We start from the raw sequence: 20,256 nt of genomic DNA, 5'->3' as shown, positions 1-20,256 counted from the left end.
TAGACCAAGTAGGAAGAAAATCGGGGCGCTTTATGAGGAGATAAACCGGCGCAGCCGGCAGGCCGCGCCCAGTGAGGAGATCAGGATTTCGGGGTGATATCTCCGGAGTGGCGGCTGGAAAGAATATGGTGCAGGGCCCCACACTCCACCATAGGATCATCGCAGTTCACAACGATGTCTGAGCGGGCAATGACATAGCCCTTGCCAGTGATGCTGTTCTTGATCACCTGGTATTCGCCCTCTTCCTCAACCGAGGTAAATTCGCCGATAAAACCGGTCTCCCTCAGGGATATGGTTTCCAGCTTGTCGCCCGGCTTTATGCTGCCTTCGTAATTCATCAGCGCCAGCCGCGCCGAGGTGCCGGTGCCGGTCGTGCTCCGGCATATCACGCCCGGATGCACGTAGGTAGCGGAACGGGAACGGTAATAACCTTCAGCTAGATGCTCCACAGGCCCCATGAAGTGCAGGAACGGCAGCGGGCCGACATCGCCAAGGGTGTAATGGGAAAAGCCACGCTCGGCCTGAATGGCCTCGACGATGGCGTGGGCGGTTTCCGCCAGCTTGCGTTCCTCATCCAGGGTCAGATCAAAACCCAGGCTGGCGGCATCGACCAGCGCGTAGAACCCGCCGCTGTAGGCCACGCTGTAGGTAATCCCACCCAGCGAAGGCACATCAATGGTGGCCTGGTAGGTATGGATATAACTGGGCAGGCCTTCACAGGTGATCGTTTCCACCAGGCCGTCATGCACGGTCGCCTCGATCTGAACCAGGCCGGCGGGCGACTCCAGGACGAAATTCTGTTTCCCTTCCTGTTTCGGCACAATGCCCGATTCGAGCACGGCGGTGGCGGTGCAAATGGTGTTTGAGCCGGAGTAGATCGGGTAGCCCATCACCTCCATGATGATGTAGCCGGCCGCCGCCCTCGGGTCCGTCGGCGGCACCAGCAGATCCACTGACATTTCCGGCACGCCATAGGGCTCTTCCAGCAGCAGCCGGCGCAGGCCATCGGCATCGTCGCGCAGGTATTCCATCTGCGCCCGAACAGTATCGCCGGGCAGCCGATCAATACCACCGGTCACGATACGGCTGACATCACCGCCGGCATGGGTATCCATCAGTTCAATGGTCAGTTCCGGCTTCATCAGGCGCTCTCCAGTGACCAGCGTTTGCCGTGTTCTTCCCACTGTGAGTCGGGAACAATCACGATCTTGCCGAGATAAGTGCTACCCCGGTTCACGAAGTACTGCTCTGCCCGGTGCAGATCAGAGAGCCGGAAAGCGCCGTGCAGAACCGGTTTCAGGTGGCCGTTGCGAATCCAGGCCATCAGCTGTTCCGCTTCCTCCCGGGTACCATGGGACACGCCGAGAATCTGCACCTGATAGAGGTAGATACGGGTCCACAGGATTTCGCTGATGTTGCCGCCGCTGGCGCCGGCAATGCTCAGGCGCGGGTAGGTGCTGCGGGCATTCATATCGAAAATCATGGTATCGATGAACGCATCGGTCATTTCACCGCCAACCAGATCCATCACCGCATCAATGGGTTTGCCGCCGGTTTGCGCTTTCACTCGCTCCACGAACGTAGCCATATCGGAGCGATCCAGCACCGCCTCGGCACCCAGTTCCAGCAACGGTCCGGCCTTGTCCTGTTTGCTCAGGGCGTACGGAATTGCTCCCATAATCCGGCACAGCTGGATCAGTGCGGTGCCCACACCACCACTGGCGCCGGTTACCAGTACCCGTTCGCCGGCCCTGATGTTGGCCGACGTGAGCATGTGCATGGCAGTCTGATAGGAACACATACCCATGGACGCGACTTCGGCATCCGCCATTTCGGGGTTGGGTATGTGATGAAACTGGTCCGCAGGCAGTGCAGCGTATTCCGCGTACCCGCCATCGGCGCCGTGGCCGTAGTAATCGGGCGTGAGATTGATATCCCGACGATCATTGGCGTAGATGTTGAAGTCCAGCAGACCCCGTTCGCCGACCCGGGCCTCATCAACACCTTCGCCAACGGCCACAATACGCCCGGCAATATCCGCACCCTGTATCCGTGGAAAAACCAGCGTGGGTTTGCCGCCCATCTGGAACGAGGTCATTTCACCCTTTTTGGTGGGATACAGCCCTTCCCGGGCCTTCCGGTCGGTATTGTTCTTAGCCGTTGCCGTCACCTGAACAAGCACCTGGCCGGGCCCGGGGGTGGGAACGGGGACATCCTGATACTCGAGTTTGTCGATATCACCGTGACCGGTAAGAACCATGGCTTTCATGGTAGTCGGGATCATGGGCGGGCGATCCTCCCTGTCTGCTGAATTTCGGGTATCCAGAGAGGATAGGTGAGTTTCCGGGGTGTGTCAGTGCGTGTTGCGGGTATCCATTATTCCCGCTATCGCGCAATAACCTTGTAGACCGGGCGCAGCTTGGGAATCTGCTTGAGGACCACCTGGATAACCGTCATCAATGGCACCGCCAGAAGCACGCCCACTGGCCCCCATAGCCAGCCCCAGAAGAAGATCGAGACGAAGATAATCACCGGATTGATGGCCATGCGGAAGCCATGGATCCAGGGCTCGATAAACAGACCCACAAGGGTTGTCAGCCCCAGGAAACCCAGGGGCGCGATCGCCATCATCCAGAGTTCATCCAGGCTGACGGCTGATACGATTGTCAGCATCGAAATCGAGAGAATATTGCCCAGATAGGGAATAAACCGGGCCAACCCTGCCACCAGCCCCCAGACCGCCGGATCCGGCAAGCCGGCGCCCCAGGATATAAGACCAGTGATAGTGCCAACGGCCAGATTGCTCAATCCCAGAACGCCCAGGTAGCGGGCAATCTGATGCTGCGAATCATGAGTGATCCGTAAAACCGTTTTGCGCTGATCAATGGGGAGCTGACGAACAAAGTTTCTGGTCAGGCGGTTACCGCTGACCAGAAGGAAATAGGTCAGTGCCAGTGCCAGCGCGAGGCCCGCGATGCCGTTCCGGACTTTGGCCATCAGTTGGCTGCGCCAGGAGTCCGTTTGCAGAACAACCGCCGTTGGCTGTTGTTGTTCTGTCTCGGAAAGCTCCTCCACGGATTTCTCAACCTGCTTCGCTGATTCCGTCACCCTGGCAATCTGGCGACTTATCTCGCTCTCGCCTACCAGCAGCCTGGAGATACCCTGCGGCACCTCTTCCATCCACTTCAGCGCCGGGGTCGCGACAGCAACGGCAATACCGACAATCCCGGCCAGTACCAGCAAGACCAGAACCAGCGAGCTGACCACCCGCGGAATCCGCCATTTGACGTAGGCCTTCTTCACCAGTGGCGACAACAACAGGCTCGTCATTAACGCGAGAATGATGGGCATAACAATCTCATGGGCCAGGTACAGGGTGTACAGAGTACCCAGGCCGAACAGCCCGTAGATTGGCGTGGCAAGATCCGATGAAATCAGCGGGCGCCTGCTTTCGCCCGCCGAGTCGGTGTTTGTGGAATGGTCGTCCATGATGAACCCTGCAGACCTTGAGAAAAATCCGGCCCGGAAAAAGCCGGGCCGGCATTCAAAACGGTCAGTCTACCCTCACCAGTGCCAGGGTGCACCCGGGAGAGGCTACGTGGGGTTCACTTACATGGGGGCTCAGAGCCGAATCAGGCCGCCATCTTCGGCAAAAAGGACGTATCTACCCAATAGCGCTTCGGGTTGGTCGGGTTGATGTACACGGGTATGGATTCGCTCTGGATATGCTCCGACGGGTCAAACCAGAGGTTGTCACTCCTGAATACATGAATATCGGAAGTGACCGGATTCTGCCACTGACAAACGATCTGATAGGGGCTTTTGCCGTTCATCTCTATCATCTTGTTCTTTTCGACACCCTGAAAGATGCCCTGAACCCGCTGTCCGGTTTCGCGAAGCTTTGCCGCGCCACCATTTCTGACAGCCGGTACAACAAACATGCCGGCCCCAATCAGGAAGAAAACGCCACCCAAGAAGCCTACGATCAGGGTTGCACCCCAAAGCGAAAAGAATCCGTCAATCCTTGCAGACTCAGGCTCGTCGGGCGTAAACAGCACACGAACCGTCTCACCGGGACTGTAACTTGGAGGATTACTGCCACTTGAAGAACGGAACTCTGTGAGCCTGCCCTGCTCGTCTTCAAAGCGGACGATGGGATAATAGGCATTTGAATCACCGGACCGCGAGCGGATCAGGTCTGTCACAACACCGGGCTTGGCTGTTGCGGTATCAAGAAAGGTTGAGGTGCTCTGGAAAGAAAAGAAGGCGCCGACAAGCATGCCGGTACCCACGAGTGCAAAGATCACACGCAGCGTGTTGAAGGTTTTCATATCAGTTCCTTTGATGGTTTCTTCCTTGCCCGAAAACGGCCTGTTTTCGGGAGTCAAAATTATACTTGAATCGGCGGGGCTTGAAAGTCACGAAGTGAGACCTGGCTCCACCACTGGGCACAAACTGTCTCTATAGTAATTCTGTTACTTCACGCTAGTTGCTAGAATGGCACCAACACATGGAGTGTTAATCCCAGTGCACGGAGCAAGCATGCGTTACCTCGTTTTTTCTTCCCTCGTTCTTACATCAGCCCTTTCCGGTTGCAGCCTCTATTTCGAATCCCAGGCAAAAGACATGGTCCAGCGACAGATGGATGCCATGGTTTTTGTGGAAGGTGGGGAGTTTATGATGGGGAATCCAGGTGGATGGGATGGGAGCAGTGATAGCTGGCCGCCTCACAGGGTGGTTCTGGATGATTTCTATATTCAGAAGTATGAGGTTACCCAGGGAGATTTTGAGCTGTTTATAGAGGTGACGGGGTATGAGCCCTCCGATGATCGCTATGAGGACATGAGGGATAAAATGTCCGAGCGCTTTGACGATGAATTCCCAGCTGTCGCATCCTGGGTAGATGCGAAAGCCTTTTGCCAATGGCTGGGCGAACACGCTGGCACAAAAGTCCGGCTTCCCACAGAGGCAGAGTGGGAGTTTGCTGCACGTTCTCGGGGGCAAATGCTTCGTTACGCAACCGAGAACGGAGAGGCTATTGAAGATGTCACCATGGCTGCCAAGGTTGAGCATAGCCGGTACGCCCCACCACCCTATGAAGTCGCAATGCCAAACCCGCCCGGCACGTTTCCACCGAATGCGCTGGGGTTATATGACATGTCGGGGAACGTTGGAGAGTGGGTTAGCGACAACTACTCAGAGGACTTCTACGAGCACTCTCCCGTTAACAACCCTAAAGGGCCCGCAGAGGGACAGAAGGATATTTTCGAAGGCTTGCCCTATCGGGTGTTACGAGGTGGTAATTATGAGAACTTCCTTGCAAACACAACAATATCCCGACGAAAAGGCTCGCAGACGCTCGCTTCAGAGATCCGGGGGTTCCGTTGCTCTACAGATTCAGGCTTAAAATAGACCATCATGCAGCATTAACTGAGCACGCCTGACAACCACCGCTCAGCCTTTTCAGATTGAGGCGAACGCAATAATCGGCGAGCAATCAGTCGCGCATAATTGGTCTTGAGATCATGGAAGCCGCCTTTCTTCCCCTCATTACCGATCCGCTTCAAAATCTCCACCAATTCCCGATGCATGGTTACCGTCTCAAGGATCTTCATACTCGCTTCGTCAGCAATTGATCGGTATGGATCCTCAAAACCGAAGAAAGCGGAACTGTCTTCCATCAAAATCTCCAAAAGCTCAGCTTTTGCAAGAGGGGGCAGCCTGGCCACATCGTTATTCGAAATAACAGCCTTAGCAACATCCCTTACTCTCGAATTAGCTGTGCTCAGATCCGCCCAGAACTTTTCGATTCGTTCTGCCCCCTGAGAAACAAACTCTTCAAAGTCTGATTTCGTTAAAACAAACGCTTTTAAAAACAACGTGATCTGCTTGAATGCACCCTCATCAATCCAGTCCAGAAATCTGAAATCACTCCGCTCCAGCGACCAGCGGACAAACTTCCCCAACTCCCAGATCTGCTTGCCATTGAGTTCGGCGGCAATTCCGCCACCTCCGCCAGCACCGACAACCAGCCTACCGTTAAGTGCCATGTACAATGTATCCCGCTCAAGAAATACCTTGTAATCAAAACCGGCCCCGATTCCTGCGGATATCGCAATCTCCGGCTTTACATCCAGCAAGGATCTGAATTCGGAGCCCAGTGCTTTTTGATCTTCAGTGATCTCCGTGCTTCTTGAGGAGCTACCCTCACCAGAACCCTGGTGATCGGCAACCTCCTGATAAGCCGCCTTCCACTTAACCCCAAACCTGGCTTCATTACTCACCGTCGCCCCGGCAAATGCCTCCCCGTTAGTTTCCCCAGAAATACCGACTTGCCCCGGGGCACTTGATACCTTCGCATTGGCTGCAAGAGAGACGCAGGCACCAGCGAAGCCCTGGATCCGGTACTCCGCATCGGCTCTGAAGTAACCACAATGAAGCTTTATCTGATTTCCCTGGTGGTTCTCGTATTCGAGAATAACCTTTGCTCCGGTTTCATCAGGTATTCGTGCCGCAAAGGTCGCCTCACCCTGCAGCAAACTGTACGCACCCTGCATTTGCGTGCCGATGTAGGCCTCGCCCTTCTGGGGATCATAGTTGGCTTCCAGACTGCATTGAGCGGCAAACCGGAACATCTGTGCTTCAGCACTGGCAGCGAAGCGCCCATCTTTGGTCGACGCTTCTTTTTTAAATAATTCGATTTCCAACTGGTTGAAGAAGTTGTCCTCTTTACTCTTCCACTCGGCGAATTTCACCTTGAGCGACCGATTGTTCTTCAGTGAATCTTTGGCCTCGCCCCAGGCTCGCTCAAAGTCGGCGGCGTTCATCACTGCACGAACATCCGAGGCCTTCAATGGCTTCCAGTTACTGCGCAATTGATTCAGAACCTCCTGGCGGGCGTAACGATAACCAGCGCCACCAGTGTGCTTCAGTTCGATCAACGGGCGGGCTTTCATTGAACTGACATTGGGTTTGGCAAGAACATCGACAGCCGAGGGAGGGCTGGTTTCCACCAGGCCTCTGAGGGTCTTCCCAATATCGACGATCAGGTCCCGGCGTTCCTGCTGCTCCTGACGATGCTTCTCAACCTCCTCGTGGTGGATGACATTCCACAGCCGGACGACCCAGGACACTTTCGCCGCATAGTCGCTGACGTAATCCATGTACGGAATAAGTTCACCATCGAGCTCGTTGAGCCGTTTCTGCTTTTCTACGAGAGACTGGATATCGGACTCGGCAATGAAATCAGGCCAGCGGGTATAATTTTTCAGCTCGTCGGCTTCATACCTTAGCTGACGTGCTTCCTGGCTGTCTGCGTCGTCGGCACTCTCCACCATCCGGTACTGAATTTCTGCCTCGAGCGCCGCGCGAAGAAACTTCAGCCTTTCATCTATTGCCGATAGGTCTTGTTTACTGGCGTCGGCGATCAGTTCATGGGCTTCAACCTTGGCTTTCACACCTGGCAGGGTCGCCTCCAGTTCCGCACAAAGCGTTGTGAACACCTTTACCGAAAGCTGGTCCCTTGCATCTGTCAGATTGCGTTGACTGGCCGGAAACAGGATCTGGTTTCGAATCTGGTTGATTTCATACTCAATCCGCTTTGCACGACGGCGCTGATGTTCAAGCCGTTGCCGCTCCCTTTTCCAGCGCGCTTCGTAGTCTCTGAGCAGTTCTTTTGCAGTCGAACTGTGCTCCGGCTTCGGGAGCGCTCCCAACTTTCTGAGTCTGTTCCAGGCTTTTTCCCGGGCGGCAGGTATCTCTGCTTTTGGCCCTTCTTCCGCCGCTTTCAGTTCAATCAATGGCTCGTTAAGCGTTTCAATCTCCCTATGCAGATCTCTTAGCTGAGTTCGGGTAAGCGCATAGAGAACGTCTTCCTCACCAGTGACATGGACAAGCGCTTCGCATTCTATCGAGCACTGGGAACATTCGAGATCATCTTTTGTATCATCATTGGCCGACTGTGCTGGCGGCAAAGCATTCCGGGTTGCGGGGTTATCAGGCACTGTCAGATTCCAGCCGGCCTCTATGTGATTCACATCCTGAATAATCGGGTTCTCAGCCTTGATCTCATCCAGCGAAACCTCGTAACGGGAAGCAATACCTGACAGGGTTTCACCTGACTGAACTTTATGTTGTGGCATCCGTGGACTCCAATATGCTTTCCATAGCGTTCAAACGGTCCGCCGGCGTCATATCCGGCTTGTTCATGATTTCTCGATAATCCAGCCGGCCAAGCAGAGGAGCGCCATTGCGAATTCTCAGTCGCAACCAGCGCTCTTGCAGAGAAGCGGATTCAAAACCAAGACTGTTGGCTTCCTGCAGCTGCTCTAACACCCAGACTCCGGGGTTTTCGCTATAGGGCAGGTAATCCCGGTAGACATTCGTGTAGACCATGGCACGACCTGCCAACCGAAAACCCGGCAATTCCAAGAGTTCTGCCTGAGACAACGAAATACCTTCAGGGGCATCGCCTGTTTCTGTTTGACCGGCAGACCGGTATGCGTACCAGGCGCCACTCTGGCTCCAATAGATCGCCGCTCCTGGGTTCACCATGCTCCGTGATCTTTCCTGGAGTGTTGCCATCAGCGGCCGGAAAGACCTTGGATCGTAAAACCGGAAAAGACGCTCATCCGAATCCGCAAGCGCCAGCAGCCATCCCTGAGCCCACTCAAAAACCTGCTCCGGGCTCTCAGAGGATTCAACGAGGATGCCCAATGGCAATTGGGTCAACCGTTCTTTCAGCTTGTCCCGGAAGTGGCTGTCGCCAGCGAATTCCAGAAATACCGGGCCAGCCTGCCAGGAAGCTTGCCATCGGGTATTTTCCAGAAGACTCCGCCAATGAACAGCGCCCTGTCGATCAGAGTCGTACAGAAATTGCAGAAACCGTTCATCAACCGCGAGGTCGATGACGGCAAAGTCTGCTCGGAAGGGTTCCTGATTTAGCAACTCGAGACGATCAAGCGTGCTGATGTAGTTTGCAGCGTCCATTCTCATCAAACTCGCAAGCGGAAACGACGGGCGCTCCCTGGTTGGCTGATTCCTTCAGCAATATTGAGGGATCTGCTACGACTTGTGGGGCACCCTTCCCCGAAGCCCGCTGGTTGGTTTCAGCCAGCTGCACGGCGTCCCGGCGCCCGGATTCCGCAATAACCCCGAGAGGCAGTTCCGGCGTCTCGCCAGCCGCACCACTCCCGCTCCCCGGCCCACCACCGGAATTCATCCGTACTGAAGGACCAGACACCGTTACCCCACTGGGGTCCACCTTCACAAAACTGCCACCGGCTTTGAGAGTGACTTCGGCGCCAGCTTCGATGACGATCTTGATACCCGCCTTGTGGTGAATTTCGCTGCCGGCTTCGATGAGCTGGCTTTTGCCCTGTTTGCTGTGGTGGCTGCCGTTGACGGTGAGACTGGAATCGCCACTTATGCTTTGGCGATACTCGCCATCAACGGTGACATGGTCGTTACCTTTGGTCTGGCTGAAGCGGTTGTTCTCGACGGTGAGGTGGCTATCGTTCCGGATCACCTCGGTCCGGTTGTTCTCGGTAAGCAAGTCCAGGTCTTTCTGGGCGTGGAGGTAGATCTGCTCCTGGTCGGCTTCGTCTTCAAACCTCAGTTCGTTGCTGCCCTCGCCCTTGTGGGTTTTGGTTTTCAGGGTGGTGCGGGTTTTGTGTTCCGGCAGCGCATAGGGTGGCGTGTTGGTGACGTGGTGGGTGCGACCGGTGATGATGGGCTGGTCCGGGTCGCCGTCCAGGAAGGAGACAATCACTTCGTGGCCCATCCTGGGCAGTGCCATGAAGCCGTACTGGCCGCCGGCCCAGCCCTGGCTGACCCGTAGCCAGGCGCTGCTGTGTTCGTTATTGCGGCTGTATCTATCCCACGGAAAGCGGACTTTTACCCGGCCGTGCTTATCACAGTGAATCTCTTCACCCTCGGGCCCGGTGACCATGGCAATCTGCGGGCCGTCCATCCGGGGGCGGTGTTGGGTTTGTGGCCGCCAGGGGATGTCGGCGGGCACCGCGCGGAATTGGTTATGGTAGGTGGTCGGCTCGCTGCCGTCCTCTTCTTCCAGGGCCTGGGGTTGGGTGCCGGTGTGGATGATCGCCGTCAGCAGCCATTCCCGGTTCAGGGCATCGCTGCCGTGGTCAGTCAGTTCTACCTTGGCACCCGCACAGAAATCCGGGCGGTTGCTCTCCCCGGTGGCGGTGCGGGCGTCGTTGCGCAGGGACTGAAGTCTGGCTTCGGTGAAGGGCTGGCCACTGGCGTCGGCCTTGAAACGGCCGGGGTAGTCGTAGTGCTGGTAGTCCTCGCGATGATGCAATCCGCCGGTGGCATTCTCGTGCATCAGGGCGTAGGCCGGATTCCTGAAGGTGTAGTCCTTCATGGCCACGGAGGCCACCCGCACCCGTTCCTCGTATCGGAAGCGATACACCACCGGGCGCTGGGTGCTGCCGCCCGCGTTGGCGTTGTACTCTGCCGGGGCAAGTGTCGGGGCATCGCCGTGGTGATCGGCGATGACCAGGGCCGGTTGAATCTCCCCGTCCACGCTGCCGTGTTCGTAGCGGTAGTGCCAGCCTTCCTCGGCGGCCAGGCGTTCGACAAAGGCCCGGTCGCTTTCCCGGTGCTGGACGCAATACTCCCGCTCTTGCGGTGGGCGTTTGAAATCAAAGACCGAATCGATAATGCCCCGCTCCTCCAACAGGGTCCGCACGATGGCATCGGTGCCTTGGGCCTGGAAGATCCGGCTGTTGTGCATCAGGCCCAGACGCCAGAGCGGGGGCTGGATGACCAGTTCGTAGCGGGTGCGCCGGTGGCCGGCATCGCCCCGGGCGAATTCGCTGACCACGCCGGTGAAACGCCGAAGCGGCACGCCGTCCTGCCAGACGGCGAGATCGACCGGTTGTTCCAGAATGTCCGCAGCCTGAATCGACCGGTCGGTACTGGCCAGCTCAAGGCGACCGTGGAACACCTCGGAAAGGCGCTCGGCCAGGGTGAAGCCAACCACTGAGAATAGATCCGGGGGGAGTTCGCCAACATGGGCGGTAAACTGCAATCCGCTTGCCTGGGGCATATCTTCAATCCCTGAAGTTGGGGTCAGATGAACTTTCATCTGACCCCGAATTCCACGCCAACCACATCCTGGTCGGGTTGACGAACAACAACTGGCGGGGAAAGTACCAGCACTGGTTCAGAAAATCCAGTGGTGAAGGCTGAACATGGGGTCAGATGAAAATGGGGTCAGATGAACTTTTCATCTGACCCCGATTTTACGTTACTCGGGTTTGTAAAGCCGCTGGATACTGGAAAAGTCCAGCGTGCCATTGCCCTGCCCGGCATGGAGCTCAAACAGGTTGCGGGCCAGCGAGCCCATGGGGATCGCCGCGTGGTTCTTCACCGCGTTGTCGAAAGCCAGACCCAGATCCTTGTTCATCAGGTTTACCAGGAAGCCGCCCTCATAGCCGCGGGATGCCGGCACGCCTTCCATCACACCCGGCCAGGGATTGTAGACGTTCAGCGCCCAGTTACCGCCGGAGCTCTGCTTCATGATTTCAGACAGTACCGCCGGATCGAGACCGTTCTTCACGCCCAGAGCCAGGGCTTCACTGGTGCCGGCCATCAGGATCGCGAGCAGCATGTTGTTGCAGATCTTGGCGACCTGACCGGAACCATGCTCACCGGCGTGGAAGATGTTCTTGCCCATGGCTTCCAGGATCGGCTTTGCCTTGCTGAAGGTCTCTTCCGCACCGCCGCAGATAAACGTTAGCGCGCCTGCCCTGGCACCGCCTACACCGCCGGAAACCGGTGCATCCAGGAACGGAATATCCTTCGCTTTTGCGGCCTCGGCCACACCGCGGGCTGTTTCCGGCGCGATGGTGGAGGAATCAATCACCAGGGTACCGGCCGGCAGATTGGCCAGCAGGCCATCGTCGCCCAGATACACGGCTTCCACATGTTGCCCGGCGGGTAGCATAGTGATGACACACTCGGCGCCATTGGCCGCTTCGTGGGCGGTGTCGGCGGTTTTTGCGCCTTCGGACACCAGCGCTGCAACGGCGTCTTTCGAAAGATCGAACACTGTTACTTCGTGGCCGGCTTTAATGAGATTGCTGGCCATGGGGCCGCCCATGTTGCCAAGACCGATGAAGGTAATTGTTGCCATGTCTCTTCTCCTAATTCTTATATTTGATTCGTAGGGCTTGTCTTATCGGCAGCCCTGAGCTCTCTTGTCAAAGCTTGTCGGATTAGCGCAGCGTAATCCGGCAGCAGGCCTGCTACCGGGTAAAAAAGTCGTCGATCCAGGCACTGTCCATCTCGGCCAGGGACGCATAGCGCCAGCGCGGCTGCTGGTCCTTGTCAATCAGAAGCGCACGGATACCCTCGGCGAATTCCCCTTTTGTCAGGCACTTCCGGGAAAGCGCCAGTTCCTTATCGAGCACCTCTTTCAAGCTGTCGTGTTTGCAGCCGTGCAGGTGGTGCCAGACCAGAGCCAGCGACGTTGGTGAGGCGCCAGCTAGGGAACGGGTCGCTTTCGCCACCCACCCATCACCACCGGAAAGTTCTTTCAGCTGGTCGACGGTCGCTTCCAGGGAGTCGGCATCCGTGACCCGGTTAATCTCATCAAAATGGGTACGTACCGGTGATTCCGGTATGGCATCACCACTGTGGCGTTCGAACTGTCTGAGCACACTGCCAACCACGGCGTGGGCCTCGTCATCCTGCCAGTTGCGCTTGCACAGCTCTGCTACCACATCCGCTTTCAGATCGTGCCGGATAAACCGATCCGCCAGGCCGGTAAACAGGGCGTCTGCGCCATTAAGGCGGGCGCCGGTCAGGCCCAGGAACAGCCCGGTACGGCCTGGGGTGCGGTTCAGGAACCAGCCAGCGGCAACATCCGGATAGAGGCCAATGCTGATTTCCGGCATGGCGAGTTTCGAGCCTTCGGTCACTACCCGGTGGGAAGCGCCTTGCATGATGCCCATACCGCCCCCCATCACAACGCCATGGCCCCAGCAAACAATGGGTTTCGGGAAGGTATGGATCAGGTAATCCAGCTCGTATTCCTCGGTGAAGAACGCCTCACCTTCACTGGCAGCCTGGGGCTCGGTCATACTGCGATACAGGGCGACAATGTCGCCACCGGCACAGAACGCCCTATCGCCTTCGGCTTCAAGCCAGACTGCCTGAATGGCCGGGTCCTCTGCCCACCGCTTCAACTGCGGTGTCAGCAGGCGAATCATCTCCAGAGACAGCGAGTTCAGCGTCTTCGGCATGTTCAGCCGGGCCACGGCAATCAGCGCGCCGTCGCCTGTTTTCCACTCTTCAAAGATAATGGGGTGATCACTCATAACAGATCCTTGAGCCAGGGTTCAGGGCGCCGGCCTCAGCGGTTTTTCCATTCCGGCTTGCGCTTGTCGAGAAACGCATTCACGCCTTCTTTCTGGTCTTCGGTGGAGAACAGCTCTACAAACAGTTCCCGTTCCATACGCCAGCCGTCGTCATGGCTGCGACCGTCGCGGGCGCTCATCACCAGGGTCTTGCAGCGGGCAGTGGAAGACGGGCTCTGCTTGCAGGCCATTTCCGCCAGCTCCAGGGCCTTTTCAAGCCCCTTACCCGAAGGCACCACTTCCTCAACCAGGCCGATTCTCAGGGCGGTATCCGCATTGACGCGCTCGCCACACAGGATCATGCGTTTGGCCCAACCTTCACCCACCAGCCAGGGCAGGTTCTGGGTACCACCGGCACAGGGCAGCAAGCCCACGGACGCCTCCGGCAAGGCCATCTGGGCATGCTCCTCAGCAATACGGATATCGCAGGCCATGGCGCACTCCAGGCCGCCACCCATGGCGTAGCCATTCACCGCCGCGATTGACACACCCCGGAATCGGCTGAGAGTCGCAAACGCCTCACCAAACAACTGGCCCATTTCATTGGCCCGGGCCTTGTCACCGTCGGCGAAGGTTTTCAGGTCGGCACCGGCGGAGAAAAATTTCTCGCCCTGCCCGGTCATTACCAGGGCAAAGATGTTTCGGTCTTCGTTGAGTTCACCAACCCTGTCCATCAGGGCAATCAGGGAATCCCGGGTCCAGGTGTTGGCCGGGGGGTTGTTGATGGTCAGTATTGCAATGTGTCCGCGTTTTTCGAGCTGAATCAGATCGCTCATCGTATTCTCCCGTTCTGAAAATGGGGTCAGATGAACTTTCATCTGACCCCCTCTTTATGCCTACTGAATGGCTTCCGCCACGCCGTCCTCGAGCAGACGGCGGGCGACAATCAGGCGCATGATTTCGTTGGTGCCTTCCAGAATCTGGTGCACTCGCAAATCGCGCAGGTAACGCTCCAGCGGGTATTCGCGAATATAGCCATAACCGCCGTGCAGTTGCAGGGCCTCGTTGACCACCTCAAAGCAGGCGTCGGTGGCGAAGCGTTTCGCCATGGCACAATGCAGGGTTGCTTCCGGATCGGCGTTATCGAGCTTGAAGGCACCCAGGCGAACCATCTGCCGTGCTGCGACCAGATTGGTGCCCATGTCGGCCAGTTTGAACTGCAGGGCCTGAAACGCGGCCAGCGGTTTGCCGAACTGTTCGCGCTCGTGCATGTAATTACGGGCCCGCAGCAGGGCTGCCTGGGCACCACCGAGGGAACAGGTGGCGATGTTCAGGCGCCCGCCATCCAGGCCTTTCATGGCAATGGCAAAACCGTCGCCTTCCTCGCCCACACGGTTGCTGGCCGGGATGCGCACGTTCTCAAGGCTGATCATCCGGGTTGGCTGGCTGTGCCACCCCATTTTCTCCTCGTTCTTGCCATAGGAAACGCCATCGGCGTCTGCAGGAATCACGAAGGTGGAAATACCTTTGTAGCCGGAATCCGGCGCCCCGGTGCGGGCCATGAGCACCAGGATTTCGGTGGCGCCGGCACCGGAGATAAATACCTTGCTGCCGTTAATCACATAGCTGTCGCCGTCCCGGACTGCCTTGGTACGAAGGCTGGCAGCGTCTGAACCGGCGCCCGGTTCGGTCAGGCAGTAGGACGCCAGCCATTCGCCGCTGGCCAGTTTCGGCACGATTTCCTGTCTTAGGTCGTCCGAGGCGAAGCTGGCAACCATCCAGGTGGCCATATTGTGGATGGTGATAAATGCAGCCGTTGAGGGGCAGGCCGCGGCGAGCTCTTCCACGATAACGGAGGTGTCCAGCCGTGACAGGCCCATGCCGCCAAGGGCTTCCGGGGTGTACATGCCCATAAAGCCCATCTCTCCGGCTTCTTTGAGCACATCCGTCGGAAAGATATGTTCGTCGTCCCACTTTGCCGCGTACGGCGCCATGGCTTTCTCCGCAAACGCCCGGGCCGCCTCGCGAAACGCCTGCTGGTCTTCAGTGAGGTTAAAGTCCATCGTTACGCTCCAGATAAAAGAGGCTTGGCATTGAAAGGGGCGAACAACAAGGGGCCGGAAACGGATTCCGGCCCAAATACCCCACCTTCAACGCAATTAACGCAACTGGATAGAGAAGTTGGCTTCCGAGCTCGTCGCCTCACTGGAGAACCAGCGGGAAGTAACCGTTTTGGTTTCGGTGTAGAAGCGAACCGCCTGCTTGCCGTAGGCGTGCTGATCACCATAGAAGGAGCCCTTCCAACCGGTGAACGAGAAGAACGGCAGGGGCACCGGAATGGGGATGTTTACACCGACCTGGCCTACATCGATCTCATGCTGGAACCGGCGTGCAGCGCCACCGGAGCTGGTGAAGATGGAAACACCGTTACCGTATGGGCTCTTGTTAACCAGCTCAATCGCCTCACCCAGGCTGTCCAGCTCAACACAGGACAGAACCGGGCCGAAGACTTCCTCGTTGTAGATGTCCATTTCCGTGGTCACACCGGAGAACAGCGTGGGACCAACCCAGTTGCCATCAGGCAGGCCATCGACGGTGCAACCACGGCCATCCAGCAGCAGGTTGGCACCCTGAGCCTCGCCGGTGGCAATGAGGGATTCGATACGATCTTTCGCCTTGCCGGAAATCACCGGACCATAGCTGGCGCCGGCGTCATTCCAGGCACCGGGACGAACCCTGGCCATGGCTTCCTTCAGCTCCGGAATCCACTGCTGGGCCTCGCCCACGAAGACGGCCACGGAAATCGCCATGCATCGCTGGCCGGCGGCGCCAACAGAAGCGCCCACCAGGGCGTTGAGTACCTGCTGTTTGTCGGCATCCGGCATGATGACCATGTGGTTCTTGGCGCCGGCGAAGCTCTGCACACGCTTCATGTTGCGGGTGCCGGTTTCATAGATATAACGGCCGACAGGCACAGAACCCACGAAGGAAACGGCCCTGATGGCCGGGTCGGTCAGAAGCACGTCTACCTGCTCCTTGCCACCGTGAACCACCTGCAGAACACCCTTGGGCGCGCCGGCTTCTTCAAACAGCTCGGCAAGGCGCATGGGAGTCAGCGGGTCCTGTTCGGACGGTTTCAGGATGAAGGTGTTACCGCAGGCAATGGCCATCGGGAACATCCACAGCGGGATCATGGCCGGGAAGTTGAATGGTGTAATACCCGCGCAAACACCCAGCGGCTGGATCCAGGAATGGGTGTCCACTTCACGGGCCACGTTTTCAACGGTCTCGCCCATCATCAGGGAGGCGACGTTGGCGGCGTGTTCAACCACTTCGATACCACGCCAGACATCGCCCTTGGCGTCATCAAAAGTCTTGCCGGTTTCCTTGGAGAGGATTTCGGCGATCTCGTCATGATGTTCTTTCAGAAGGGCCTGATAACGCAGCATGACCCGGGCACGCTCGGAAACTGGCACTTCTTTCCAGGTGTTGAACATTTCACCGGCGCTTTCGATGGCCTTGCGCATTTCCGCATCGGTGGTGCACGGCGCCTTGGCGATCACTTCGTTGGTCGCGGGGTCGGTGACATCAATCCAGTCACTGGTGTTGCTCTGGACGAATTCACCTGCGAGATACAGCGGCACATTTTTCATGTTGATATCCCTGTTTGTTGTTGTGCGGGAAGCCAGCCGAAACCCGTTGGGTTCCGACCACGTTTAACCAAAGACTAGCACGGGTACGGCGAGAGGGCGATTGACTAAATTTCGCCCGTAATGGACTATATTTCGATATATGAAACCCAGGCGACACCAGACATGACTCAAACCTCGCAGTGGCCGGTGCCCAAAGACAGCATTCGATATGTGGTACCTGAGCCAATCATTCGGCTCCTGGCCAGCCACCCACTTACCCGGGACCTATACCCCCTGGCCTTCGGCCACTACCGCCGGGCCATGGGCCATCACATGCACCGGGAACACCACCACGACAATCTTTTGATTTACTGCACCGAAGGCAAGGCATTCCTGAATGTCCGGGGCGAGCCCTACACCGTGGAAGCCGGTGACCTGCTGCTTCTGCCGGCGGGAGCCAGCCACCGCTATACCGCTGATCCAGACAATCCCTGGACCATTCACTGGGTTCATTACACGGGGCCACTGGCGGAGGATTTCCGCCATTACATGGGGTTTGACGACCCAACCCGCATTCGCCACCTGGGGCGCCAGCCACGCCTGCTGGTGGACTTTAACGGCCTGTTATCGGTACGCCAGACCGGTTTCCGGGCTCGCGGGCTGATCCACGCCGCCAACCGGCTCCGGCAACTAATGGCAGCAGTCCCAATCAACGCGGATGAGACCGGTCATGAGCGGCAGGCGGAACTGGAAACCATCCACAACTATATGCGTGAACACCTGGACGAACGCATCAGCCTGGAGCAGCTTGCAGACCTTGCCGGCCTGTCCCCGGCCCATTTCGCCACCCGTTACCGGGAGCAGACCGGCACCTCCCCTATCCGGCACTTCCTGCACCTGAAAGTGGAACGGGCCTGCCAGATGCTGGACACCAGCAGCCTGAGCTTTGCCGACATCAGCCGGCGCCTCGGGTACGACGACGCCTATTATTTTTCCCGGCTTTTCAAAAAGGTTATGGGCCAGTCACCCCGGGATTACCGGCATACCGCGCGGCACTGACCGGGCACTCCGGGCCAGATTGAAACCTGCCGCCTGCTACGACTTTTGTTGCAGAAGCCAAAGGGTTAGTCTTGGCCGATAAATGGATAGAAAGAGTGAGCCCATGGCCATGTACAGGATTGAAATTGATGAAACCTTTGACCTGCCCCGAAGAAAGGTGTTTGCCCTGTTTGCCGATCACCATCGTTTTGGCAAACTTCTGGGTGCGCCGGCCAAACGCATCAGGGACAGCCACCAGGCCGACCCGAATGGCATCGGCTCGGTCCGCAAGATTGGCATCGGGCCGGTAGGCCTGGAAGAGACAGTCACCAATTTCGAGCCGGATTCATTGATTGAGTACACCATCACCAGTATGAGCCCGATCCGAAATCATCTGGGGCGGATCCGGTTTGAGGACACGCCGGAAGGCAAGACCCGGGTGAACTACACCATCTCTTTTGACGACATTGTGCCGTTTACCGGAAAAGTGGTGCGTACGGCCCTTGAACAGGGCATTCGCCGCGGAATCAAACGGGTACCCCGGTTGGCCTGAAGGCCGGCGACAACAAATCGTCACTTGAGAAATCGTCACTTGAGGGATGTCAGAGAATTGACCCGCGACAATTATCGCAGGCCGGTTGATCGCGTATAACCTGAAACGGAGTCTCTGCCCGAATCGAAATAACCCTGTCACCAGCCGGCAATGTTGAGTAAAATCCGGCCTTTTCCAGAGAACCAAGAGGCAGCGCATATGGGCAGAGCCTACCAGAACCGTAAAGAGTCCATGGCCAAGACGGCTGCGGCAAAAACCAAGGTCTACAGCAAGTACGGACGCGAGATTTACATGAGCGCCAAATCCGGCGGCACAGACCCGGATGGCAACCTGTCACTTCGTGGCCTGATCGACCGTGCAAAGAAAGACCAGGTACCCTCCCACGTTATCGAGAAGGCAATTGAGAAGGCCCGGGGTGGCGCTGGTGAAGACTACTCCCCTGCCCGCTACGAAGGCTACGGACCGGGCAACTGCATGGTGATTGTGGACTGCCTGACTGACAACCCTAACCGCACCTTTGGCGACGTGCGCCTGGCCTTCACCAAGACCAAGTGCAAGATCGGCACCCCGGGCACCGTTGCCCACATGTTTGATCACAGTGCCATTTTTGCGTTCAAGAGCGATGATGAGGAAGCCGTTCTGGAAGCACTGATGGAAGCGGACGTCGACGTGACCGACATTGAAAACGAGGACGGCCTGATTACGGTTTTCACGCCAAACACGGAATATGCCAAGGCGCGTCAGGCTTTGGTAGACGCAATCGAAGGCATCGACTTTGAGGTGGACGAAATCCAGTTCCTGCCCAAGACCACCACACCGGTGGAAGGCGATGACATCCCCATGTTCGAAAAATTCCTGGATATGCTGAACGAACTGGACGATGTGCAGAATGTATTCCACAACGCCGAGCTGCCGGACCAGTAAGCCAGAGGCTCACGCCATGCAGGAAAACCGCACCGTGCAGCAGAACCCTTCCCCGAACCGCAAGGCGCGGGTGGTGGTCCTGAAAACAGGCAGCACCTACCCTGGCCTCCTGGTGCAATTCGGTGATTTCGACGACTGGTTCCTGCGCGGACTGTTACCGGAGCTGGATATTACTGTCACCAATGTGGAAGCCGGCGAGCTACCCGGAAGCCCTGAAGACTGGGATGGCATTGTGGTGACAGGTTCCCCCGCCATGGTGAGTGACCGGGCCGATTGGAGCGAAAATACCGGGGCCTGGCTGGCACGGGCGGTTGCCGGTGAAATCCCGGTACTCGGAGTCTGCTACGGGCATCAGCTGCTGGCCCATGCATTGGGCGGCGAAGTGGGGTATCACCCGAAAGGCCGGGAGACCGGCACCCATCAGGTTGAGCTGCTTCCCGAAGCCGACTCAGACACCCTGTTCCGGGGACTGCCGGCGATTTTCCCGGCCCAGTTGACGCACCGGCAGTCGGTACTGCGCTTACCCGCCGGCGCGGTGTTGCTGGGACGCAACGGTTTCGAGCCTAACCAGGCGTTCAGAATCGGCCCCTGCGCCTGGGGTGTGCAGTTCCATCCAGAGTTCACGGATACCGTCATGAGCGCCTACCTGGAAGTACAGGCGCCGGACCTGACCCGGGAAGGGCTTGATGCGCAAGCACTGATTGCCGGTGTGAGCCCCGCTCCGGACGCATCCTCGCTTCTCCCTCGTTTTTCAAGGCTGGTTATCAAACGAGCCCGGTAATAT

Annotated in this window: 17 protein-coding genes; 5 read left to right on the top strand and 12 right to left on the bottom strand. The window is 57.5% G+C overall.

What is annotated here, in order from left to right; genetic code table 11:
* Positions 1 to 80: 80 nt before the first annotated feature.
* From D0851_RS18225 to D0851_RS18210, 4 genes are all read right to left on the bottom strand, one after another.
* Positions 81 to 1,142 (bottom strand): proline racemase family protein, encoded by a 1,062-nt coding sequence (locus D0851_RS18225; protein WP_117619896.1) that lies wholly within the window; start codon positions 1,140 to 1,142, stop codon positions 81 to 83.
* Positions 1,142 to 2,284 carry a zinc-binding dehydrogenase gene (locus D0851_RS18220; protein WP_117619895.1) on the bottom strand — a complete coding sequence of 381 codons (1,143 nt, stop codon included), beginning with the start codon at positions 2,282 to 2,284 and terminating at the stop codon, positions 1,142 to 1,144. The genes D0851_RS18225 and D0851_RS18220 overlap by 1 nt, the downstream gene beginning before the upstream one ends.
* Before the next feature lie 101 nt (positions 2,285 to 2,385).
* A complete protein-coding gene (locus tag D0851_RS18215; RefSeq protein ID WP_117619894.1) occupies positions 2,386 to 3,489 on the bottom strand; it encodes an AI-2E family transporter in 1,104 nt (367 codons plus the stop codon).
* A gap of 143 nt (positions 3,490 to 3,632) precedes the next feature.
* A complete protein-coding gene (locus D0851_RS18210; RefSeq protein WP_117619893.1) occupies positions 3,633 to 4,331 on the bottom strand; it encodes a DUF3592 domain-containing protein in 699 nt (232 codons plus the stop codon).
* Between the two features lie 211 nt (positions 4,332 to 4,542).
* Between D0851_RS18210 and D0851_RS18205 the strand changes: the two genes are divergently transcribed.
* Positions 4,543 to 5,412: a formylglycine-generating enzyme family protein gene (locus D0851_RS18205; RefSeq protein ID WP_162893774.1), complete on the top strand. Its 870-nt coding sequence runs from the start codon at positions 4,543 to 4,545 to the stop codon at positions 5,410 to 5,412.
* Positions 5,413 to 5,426: 14 nt separating this feature from the next.
* On the opposite strand, the gene D0851_RS18200 is transcribed toward D0851_RS18205, so the two are convergent.
* The 8 genes from D0851_RS18200 to D0851_RS18165 all read right to left on the bottom strand — a co-directional run bounded on the left by D0851_RS18200 (position 5,427) and on the right by D0851_RS18165 (position 16,978).
* On the bottom strand, positions 5,427 to 8,141 hold the full coding sequence (locus tag D0851_RS18200; protein ID WP_117619891.1) for a LysM peptidoglycan-binding domain-containing protein: 2,715 nt from the start codon (positions 8,139 to 8,141) through the stop codon (positions 5,427 to 5,429).
* Positions 8,128 to 8,988 carry a DUF4123 domain-containing protein gene (locus tag D0851_RS18195; RefSeq protein ID WP_162893773.1) on the bottom strand — a complete coding sequence of 287 codons (861 nt, stop codon included), beginning with the start codon at positions 8,986 to 8,988 and terminating at the stop codon, positions 8,128 to 8,130. The genes D0851_RS18200 and D0851_RS18195 overlap by 14 nt, the downstream gene beginning before the upstream one ends.
* Positions 8,957 to 11,071: a type VI secretion system Vgr family protein gene (locus tag D0851_RS18190; protein WP_117620467.1), complete on the bottom strand. Its 2,115-nt coding sequence runs from the start codon at positions 11,069 to 11,071 to the stop codon at positions 8,957 to 8,959. Before D0851_RS18190 ends, D0851_RS18195 begins: the two co-directional genes overlap by 32 nt.
* Before the next feature lie 201 nt (positions 11,072 to 11,272).
* Positions 11,273 to 12,160 (bottom strand): 3-hydroxyisobutyrate dehydrogenase, encoded by an 888-nt coding sequence (mmsB, locus tag D0851_RS18185; RefSeq protein ID WP_117619889.1) that lies wholly within the window; start codon positions 12,158 to 12,160, stop codon positions 11,273 to 11,275.
* Positions 12,161 to 12,272: 112 nt separating this feature from the next.
* Positions 12,273 to 13,346, bottom strand: a complete 1,074-nt coding sequence (locus D0851_RS18180) for an enoyl-CoA hydratase/isomerase family protein (RefSeq protein ID WP_117619888.1) — start codon at positions 13,344 to 13,346, stop codon at positions 12,273 to 12,275.
* Positions 13,347 to 13,381: 35 nt separating this feature from the next.
* Positions 13,382 to 14,161, bottom strand: coding sequence for an enoyl-CoA hydratase (locus tag D0851_RS18175; RefSeq protein ID WP_117620466.1), 780 nt, complete (start codon positions 14,159 to 14,161; stop codon positions 13,382 to 13,384).
* Between the two features lie 60 nt (positions 14,162 to 14,221).
* Entirely contained in the window at positions 14,222 to 15,388 is a 1,167-nt protein-coding gene (locus D0851_RS18170; RefSeq protein WP_117619887.1) for an acyl-CoA dehydrogenase family protein, read from the bottom strand.
* Between the two features lie 96 nt (positions 15,389 to 15,484).
* On the bottom strand, positions 15,485 to 16,978 hold the full coding sequence (locus D0851_RS18165; RefSeq protein WP_117619886.1) for a CoA-acylating methylmalonate-semialdehyde dehydrogenase: 1,494 nt from the start codon (positions 16,976 to 16,978) through the stop codon (positions 15,485 to 15,487).
* 162 nt (positions 16,979 to 17,140) lie between these two features.
* Between D0851_RS18165 and D0851_RS18160 the strand changes: the two genes are divergently transcribed.
* The 4 genes from D0851_RS18160 to D0851_RS18145 all read left to right on the top strand — a co-directional run bounded on the left by D0851_RS18160 (position 17,141) and on the right by D0851_RS18145 (position 20,253).
* Complete coding sequence (locus tag D0851_RS18160; protein ID WP_117619885.1) at positions 17,141 to 18,016, top strand: AraC family transcriptional regulator; 876 nt, start codon at positions 17,141 to 17,143, stop codon at positions 18,014 to 18,016.
* Between the two features lie 103 nt (positions 18,017 to 18,119).
* Entirely contained in the window at positions 18,120 to 18,548 is a 429-nt protein-coding gene (locus tag D0851_RS18155) for an SRPBCC family protein (RefSeq protein WP_117619884.1), read from the top strand.
* A 198-nt stretch (positions 18,549 to 18,746) separates the two neighbouring features.
* Positions 18,747 to 19,472, top strand: a complete 726-nt coding sequence (locus D0851_RS18150) for a YebC/PmpR family DNA-binding transcriptional regulator (RefSeq protein WP_117619883.1) — start codon at positions 18,747 to 18,749, stop codon at positions 19,470 to 19,472.
* A gap of 16 nt (positions 19,473 to 19,488) precedes the next feature.
* On the top strand, positions 19,489 to 20,253 hold the full coding sequence (locus tag D0851_RS18145) for a glutamine amidotransferase (protein ID WP_117619882.1): 765 nt from the start codon (positions 19,489 to 19,491) through the stop codon (positions 20,251 to 20,253).
* Positions 20,254 to 20,256 lie beyond the last annotated feature (3 nt).

The organism is Marinobacter sp. Arc7-DN-1, from assembly GCF_003441595.1.
GTDB lineage: Bacteria > Pseudomonadota > Gammaproteobacteria > Pseudomonadales > Oleiphilaceae > Marinobacter > Marinobacter metalliresistant.
This window is presented reverse-complemented; position numbering and strand designations above follow the sequence as displayed.